6 protein-coding genes are annotated in these 6,855 nt (G+C 30.0%); 1 reads left to right on the plus strand and 5 read right to left on the minus strand.

Annotated elements, in window-relative coordinates; genetic code table 11:
• Nucleotides 1-17: 17 nt before the first annotated feature.
• Together N7277_RS11890 and N7277_RS11895 are read right to left on the minus strand one after the other, a co-directional pair.
• A complete protein-coding gene (locus tag N7277_RS11890) occupies nt 18-1,133 on the minus strand; it encodes a Fic family protein (RefSeq protein WP_274779744.1) in 1,116 nt (371 codons plus the stop codon).
• A gap of 230 nt (nt 1,134-1,363) precedes the next feature.
• Nucleotides 1,364-2,290 carry a tyrosine-type recombinase/integrase gene (locus N7277_RS11895; RefSeq protein WP_104794507.1) on the minus strand — a complete coding sequence of 309 codons (927 nt, stop codon included), beginning with the start codon at nt 2,288-2,290 and terminating at the stop codon, nt 1,364-1,366.
• A gap of 119 nt (nt 2,291-2,409) precedes the next feature.
• Here N7277_RS11895 and N7277_RS11900 point away from each other — a divergent pair, with 119 nt between their 5' ends.
• A complete protein-coding gene (locus N7277_RS11900) occupies nt 2,410-3,531 on the plus strand; it encodes a restriction endonuclease subunit S (RefSeq protein ID WP_274779745.1) in 1,122 nt (373 codons plus the stop codon).
• Nucleotides 3,532-3,548: 17 nt separating this feature from the next.
• Here N7277_RS11900 and N7277_RS11905 read toward each other — a convergent pair whose 3' ends face one another.
• The 3 genes from N7277_RS11905 to N7277_RS11915 form a co-directional block, all read right to left on the minus strand.
• Nucleotides 3,549-4,775, minus strand: a complete 1,227-nt coding sequence (locus tag N7277_RS11905) for a restriction endonuclease subunit S (RefSeq protein ID WP_274779746.1) — start codon at nt 4,773-4,775, stop codon at nt 3,549-3,551.
• A 57-nt stretch (nt 4,776-4,832) separates the two neighbouring features.
• Complete coding sequence (locus tag N7277_RS11910; protein WP_274779747.1) at nt 4,833-6,401, minus strand: type I restriction-modification system subunit M; 1,569 nt, start codon at nt 6,399-6,401, stop codon at nt 4,833-4,835.
• 232 nt (nt 6,402-6,633) lie between these two features.
• Nucleotides 6,634-6,768 (minus strand): hypothetical protein, encoded by a 135-nt coding sequence (locus tag N7277_RS11915; RefSeq protein WP_274779748.1) that lies wholly within the window; start codon nt 6,766-6,768, stop codon nt 6,634-6,636.
• Between the last annotated feature and the right edge of the window lie 87 nt (nt 6,769-6,855).

The raw sequence follows: 6,855 nt of genomic DNA on the forward strand, positions 1-6,855 counted from the left end.
TTTTTAATCAGGTATATTTATACTCTTACAAGTCGCATAAGAGGCTCAAAAGAATAGAGTGCTGGTCTTCTTCCTGAAGCTGCTTCTTTTGGCACCAAATAGCCTCTTTCTATCAATTTTTTTATCACACCCGTTGCTGTAGCAGCAGGAATTTGTGTAACATTTATGAATTTACTATTTCTAAAGACAGGATTAGTAAAAATAAAATCAAGGGTTGCTACACTCCATTTTGAAGATAGCAAATCTGTAAACTCTATTTTCATTTCTTCATATAAATCTCTAATCTGTTCGGCAATCATAAGATTTTTCACCGCTTGTTGATGAACAGCTGTCAAGAAAAATTTTATCCACCCATCCCAATCATTGTTTTTGGATACATTTCGCATGGCATCTATATACTCTTCTTTATTTTCCTCAAAATAACCACTAATATAAAAATGGGGTTGAGACAAAACCCCTGACTTCCATAATAAAAGGGTTATGAGCATCCTTCCTATTCTACCATTTCCATCCTGAAAAGGGTGTAGTGCTTCAAATTCTATATGAGCGACTCCAGCTTTTATTAATGCAGGGGAATCACTTTTTTCAATGTAATTAATTAACTCATGTAAACCATCATTTAATTTTTCTGCACTTATAGGAATAAATTGAATCTTTCTTGCTGCACGATCTGCCAAAAAATTTTGTTCTTTTTTAAATTCTCCAGGAGATTTTGAAGCTCCTCTACCAAAAAATAACAACTGCTGGTGCATTTGTTTAATAAAATTGAGAGAAAACTGATATCCATCTTCTAACGCCTCTTGTGCATTTTTTAAAGCTCTTTGATATAGAATAGTTTCTATTACATCAGCTCTAGCATTTTCAGACAAACCGCTATCATAATCAGCCTCATATTGTAAAATTTCATCGATAGTACTTATTGTTCCTTCTATCCTAGATGAAAGAACCGCTTCTTGATTTCTTAATGGAGCAAGCAATAACTCACTATTATGTAAATTTTTGATCATTTGATCAAATCGAGCTAAAGTTTCGGTCGCTTTGATTAATTCTTCTATAAATATTTCGTAATTAATATGCTCTGGGGGAAACTTACCATAATGATAATTAACTGCATTATCTAAATTATAATCCATCTTTTAAATTTATCTACACAAATATATGAAATTTCGAATACTAATGCATTTGATTATTTAAATACTTAAATTTATAAACACAAAGTCTGTTGTTTTCAAAAATAGTAAACAAACTGCTTTGCATTCAAGAAACGAAATAAAAATGAAGACAAACAATCTTATCTTCAAAAAATGAAAACAAAAAGATTTGACTTCAAAAACTTCTCTAAAATAGAACAAAAAGACATGTATTATTTCAAAGCTTTAAACATCTGGTCTATAGCTTTTTTCTTCTGCTCAAGATTAGGATGTACATACAAATTAAGAGTAGTACTTATATTAGAATGTCCTAGCAAAACACTCACCGTCTTATAATCACAATTACTTTCTATACATCTTGTTGCAAAACTGTGTCTCAAACCATGAAATTTAATATCTGGAATTTCCAGATAGCGCATTAGATTTTTATAATAACTTCGGTAAGTTCTAGGTTCTGTAGGTTTAGAATCGTTTGTCAAAACATAGAAATCAGGATTTACGATTTTCTTAAAAGGTTTCAGCATTCTCAACAAGTCTCTGCTGATTGGGATTTCTCGAATAGAATTTTTGGTTTTTGGCGTATCAATTAGGAGTTCTGTTTTACGCTCTCCATCTTCAATCACGTAGATTCTCTGAATAGTTTTTCGAATATTGATGATTCCATTATCCGTATCAATATCTTCCCAAGTCAAAGCACAAATCTCACCAATCCTCATTCCCGAACAAAGACAGATATAAACTCCGAGATTTCTAAATGTAAAATGCTCTTGAATGTAACCCATTACTTTTTTCTGATGCGTTCTGCTCAACACTTCAATCGTATGTGTTTCCCTAACCGTTGGATATTGCACATCAAAATTAATAAACTCAATCCATTTGTTTTTTGCTCCGAATTTCAACACCATTTTCAAAACAATGAGAATATCTTTGATACTTTTTTGACTTAATCCCTGATCTAACTTTTGAAACACGAATTTCTGCACCTCTCCATCTCCAATCTCGTAATAATCTTTGAATACAGGCAGTAAATGATTTTCCAGCAACAGCACATAAGCCGAAAAGGTTGATTTTTTCACGTACAGCTTTTTGTCATTCTTCCATAGTTCAGCGATTTCTGCTAATGTTTTCTTTCTTGTCATAATTTTTGATTTTTAAATGATTTTTTGATTAATCTCAAAAGATATGAATTGATAATAGCTAATCAAAAATTTAACATTAGTGGATAAATTTCTCCTTAATTTATGGAAAGGAGATGATTATGACTTTCTTTCCTAATTTACGATTTCCAGGGTTTGAAGGGGAATGGAAAATTAATAGATTTCAAGAAGTTGTAAAGATTAACCAAGGGCTACAAATTCCAATCTCCAATAGATTAATTAGGCCTAGAGATGGAGCATATTTTTATATTACAAATGAATTTTTAAAAGATAATTCTGAAAAAAAATTTTTCATTAAAAATCCACCACTATCAGTACTTTGTAATAAAGAAGATATTTTAATGACCAGAACTGGAAATACAGGAAAAGTAGTAACTGATGTTGAAGGTGCATTTCACAATAATTTTTTCAAAGTATCTTATCCAAAAAATATTGTAAAAGGATTTTTATATAACTTTTTAAAATTACCAAGTATACAAAATCAAATTAGCAAGTTAGCGGGAACATCCACTATTCCAGATTTAAATCATTCAGATTTTTATAGAATAAAGTTTTCATATCCTAAATTGGAGGAACAAAGAAAAATATCAGAATTTGTATCTTTTTTGGATTCTCGTATTCAAACCCAAAAGAAAATAATTGAACAATTAGAAACCTTAATGAGAGCTAATCGTGAAAAATTATTTTCTCAGAAATTAAGGTTTAAAGAGGAACACGGAAATGATTTCTCTGCTTGGGAAAGAAAGAAAATAAAAGATATATTAACGATAGGTAGTGGGAAAGATTATAAACATTTAAATAATGGTGCTATTCCTGTTTATGGGACAGGAGGAATTATCACTTTTGTAGATTCTTTTCTGTATGATGGTGAAACAGTTTGTATTGGAAGAAAAGGAACTATAGATAAGCCTTTATATTATAATGGAAAAATTTGGACTGTTGATACATTATTTTATACACATTCATTTAATAATTCAGTTCCTAGATTTGTTTTTAATATTTTTCAAAATATAAATTGGAAAGAATATAATGAAGCTTCTGGAGTTCCTAGCTTGTCTAAAAATACAATTGAAAAGATTGAAATAACAATTCCTTGTTTAGAAGAACAAACTAAAATCGCCAATTTTCTCTCCACCATTCAAAATAAGATAGAAACAGAAAAACAAATTTTAGAAAAGTTAGAGCTTCAGAAGAAGTTTCTTTTGGCCAACTTGTTTGTTTAAACCTTTACAAAATTTTCTTAAACAAAAAGATTTTGTAATAAATACTTTTTCTGATTTTCGTAGTGAGCTAACAATTCTGTTTCTATATTTATTTTCTCATCAAAAGTTTTTAAAAATTGTGCTATTTCTCTTTGCTCTTCTATTGTTGGAACATTTATTTTAATAGTTTTTATATCAGATGAATTCACTGAGGTAAAAGTACTACCTTGTTCAAAAGAAGACCATTTATTTTCAAAGTATAGTAAAAACTGGTAAATAAATTCTGAATCAGATTTTTCGTTACTTTTGATAGCACAAACTCCACGTCCTATACAAGCAAAATGTTTTGATTTTGCAGCATGACCTACAGGAGCACGTATGGTTAATATTATATCTCCAATATCACACGTCTTTGTAATTTGACTTGTAAATTGTCTTGGTTTTGAAAACCTTTGAACAATATCTGCATTACCTTGTATCAATGGTAATCCTTTTTCATAAGAATTATATGCAGATGAATCTGGAGATTGCCCCATTATGATTGTAGATATATCTCCTAAGGTTTTTTCTTCCCATTTGCTTATGTATTTCTTACTTATTCTAAAGTTTTGAGTAAAAAGGTTATGTGAAAAATTTAATTTCATCTTTCGAGTATCCTCAATTATTTTCTTTTGGGTTTGAATTCTATTTTCAATAAGTGACAAAAATGTTGAAACTTTCTTTTGTTCAGAGAAACAAGGAATAAAGAGTGGAAGATTGTAAAAATCATCACTTTTAACATTCATTCTGTCATCTCTTGCTCCATAATTCGCTATACTTCGCATGTAATTATGCCATACTTTAGACTTGAATAGATATTCTAAAAAAGGAATATTAACATTCTTTTCTTTAATTCTAAAAACTGTATAAAGTGGCGAAACTAAACCTGTGAGATTTGTTTTATTAACGCTCATTGCGCCAACTTCAGCCATAGAAGAAAGCCTTGGATTATAGACGAAGTCAAAAGGTTTAACTATATAATATCCATCTAAATTTTCTTTGTTTGCAATGCTTTTGTCAAAGTAATCACTTTGCAAAACAATTCCTTGAACCGCTGAATTTGAAAAAACAGTTATAATTTTATTGTCGTTATTTTTGTTGTTTATTTTCTCAGCAATTTCTTTTAAATAATATGCTCTCCACTCATTAGCGAATTCCCAAAACCTTAACTTGGGAACATTTCTCGAATTAGGAAAATTCTTTACACTTTTATTTTCTTTTGCCATCTTGATAATTTATAGTTTTAGCAGTCAACATTAAGGATTATACAAAATCAAAAAAATTTAACTTACTAATCCCAATTCTTTTAAATACTTATTAATTTCAAGATCCAATTCTGAACGTTTAGCTTCCAAATCTTTTATTTCACGCATAACAGCAAAAATATCTATTTCCTCTTCCTCCTCAAAAGTATCTATATATCTCGGAATATTTAGATTATAATCATTTTCTGCGATTTCTTTTAAACTTGCTTTATGACTAAATTTTTCAAGTACAGTGCGTTCTCTGTAGGTTTCAACAATTTTTTCAATATGCTGAACTCGAAGTATATTTTGATTTTTTTGTTTTTCAAACTCTTTGCTAGCATCTATAAACAAAACATCTTCATCTTGTTCTCTACACTTTTTAAATACTAAAATACAAGTCGGAATACTAGTTCCATAGAAGATGTTAGCTGGTAAACCAATGACTGCATCTAAATAATTTTTTTCTTTGATTAAATACTTTCGAATTTCTAATTCTGCTGCTCCACGAAATAAAACACCGTGTGGCATTACTACTGCCATTATCCCGTTTTCATCCAAATGATGAACCATATGCTGAATAAATGCAAAATCCGCTTTAGAAGCAGGAGCTAACCTTCCATATTGAGAAAATCTTTCATCTAATAGAAAAAGCTCATTACTACTCCATTTTGCTGAAAAAGGAGGATTAGCAACAATGGCATCAAAAGTCTTATGAATGTGTTGTGGCTTCTCTAAAGTATCTTCTTGTTTAATATCGAAATTAACATAATTTACCCCATGCAAAATCATGTTCATCCTTGCAAGATTATAGGTAGTTCTATTCATTTCCTGTCCATAAAAATCTGCCACCTTAGCTTCTCTAGCTACTCTTAAAAGTAAAGAACCACTTCCACATGTGGGATCATAAACAGATTTTAATTGAGTCTTTCTACTTGTTACAATTTTAGCTAAAATGGTAGAAACTTCTTGGGGCGTGTAAAACTCTCCCGCTTTCTTACCTGCACCACTAGCGAATTGCGCAATTAAATACTCATATGCATCACCTAAAACATCAGCATTTGTATCAGCTAAATTAAAGTCAATTTCATCTAAATGAAAAAGTACTTTAGATATTAATTTATTTTTTTCTTCTTCTGTTTTACCTAATTTAGAGGATGTTAAATCTAAATCCTCAAAAAGTTTATCAAAATCTTCTTCACTAGCTGTTCCTAAAGTCGACTGTTCTATATTAATTAATATTCTAGTTAATTCAGGAAGAATGAAATTAGATTTACCTTCTTCTTTATTGTATCCTTTTTTAGCAACATTGCTAAATAGTTCAGAAGGTTTAAGAAAATAGCCTAAATCTTCTACTATTTCTTCATAAATAGCCTCTACAATTTCTTTCCCCTCATTAGAATTTTCATCAATATCTTGATAATCAATTTTTTCACCAGAGTCTTCAAGAATTTTATTAGCAGTAAAATGTATTTTTTCTGAAAGATATTTATAAAAAATAAAGCCTAAAATATAATCACGAAATTCGTCGGCATTCATTTTACCTCGCAAAGTATTAGCAATATTCCAAAGTTGTTGTTCTAACTGACGTTTTTGTTCTTCTGACATACATTAAGGATATAAAATCTCAAATTTAAAGAAAAACACTTTTAATCCAATATGGAAAATCATATTATTTAGAGTTTTTATTTAATTACAAGATATTACCAAATAAAATTTGAAGATTTATAGGAAAATTCATTAAACCACCTAACTTACTAAACTGCAAATTTTGCCTGTAAAACGTAGGGATAGCAGAAATCCTATATTTATCTTGTGGTTTGCCTATAGGCTCTCTTGTTTAATCTGCTATAGAAAGGAACATAGAATCACCAATTACCCGTACTTCGCCACCATTCCAGATTTTACTAATGCTCATGTAGAACGTTACGGCGTCTTCAAAACCTGATCTTACTGTGGCTACTACTCTTGCCATACCAAATTATAAAAGCGTACGGAACTGAGCGTCATCACTTGATGATTGGTAAAGAGATGGCCAAACTTCTTTAGAACCCCAATAATA

The organism is Cloacibacterium sp. TD35, from assembly GCF_028864635.1.
Lineage (GTDB): Bacteria > Bacteroidota > Bacteroidia > Flavobacteriales > Weeksellaceae > Cloacibacterium.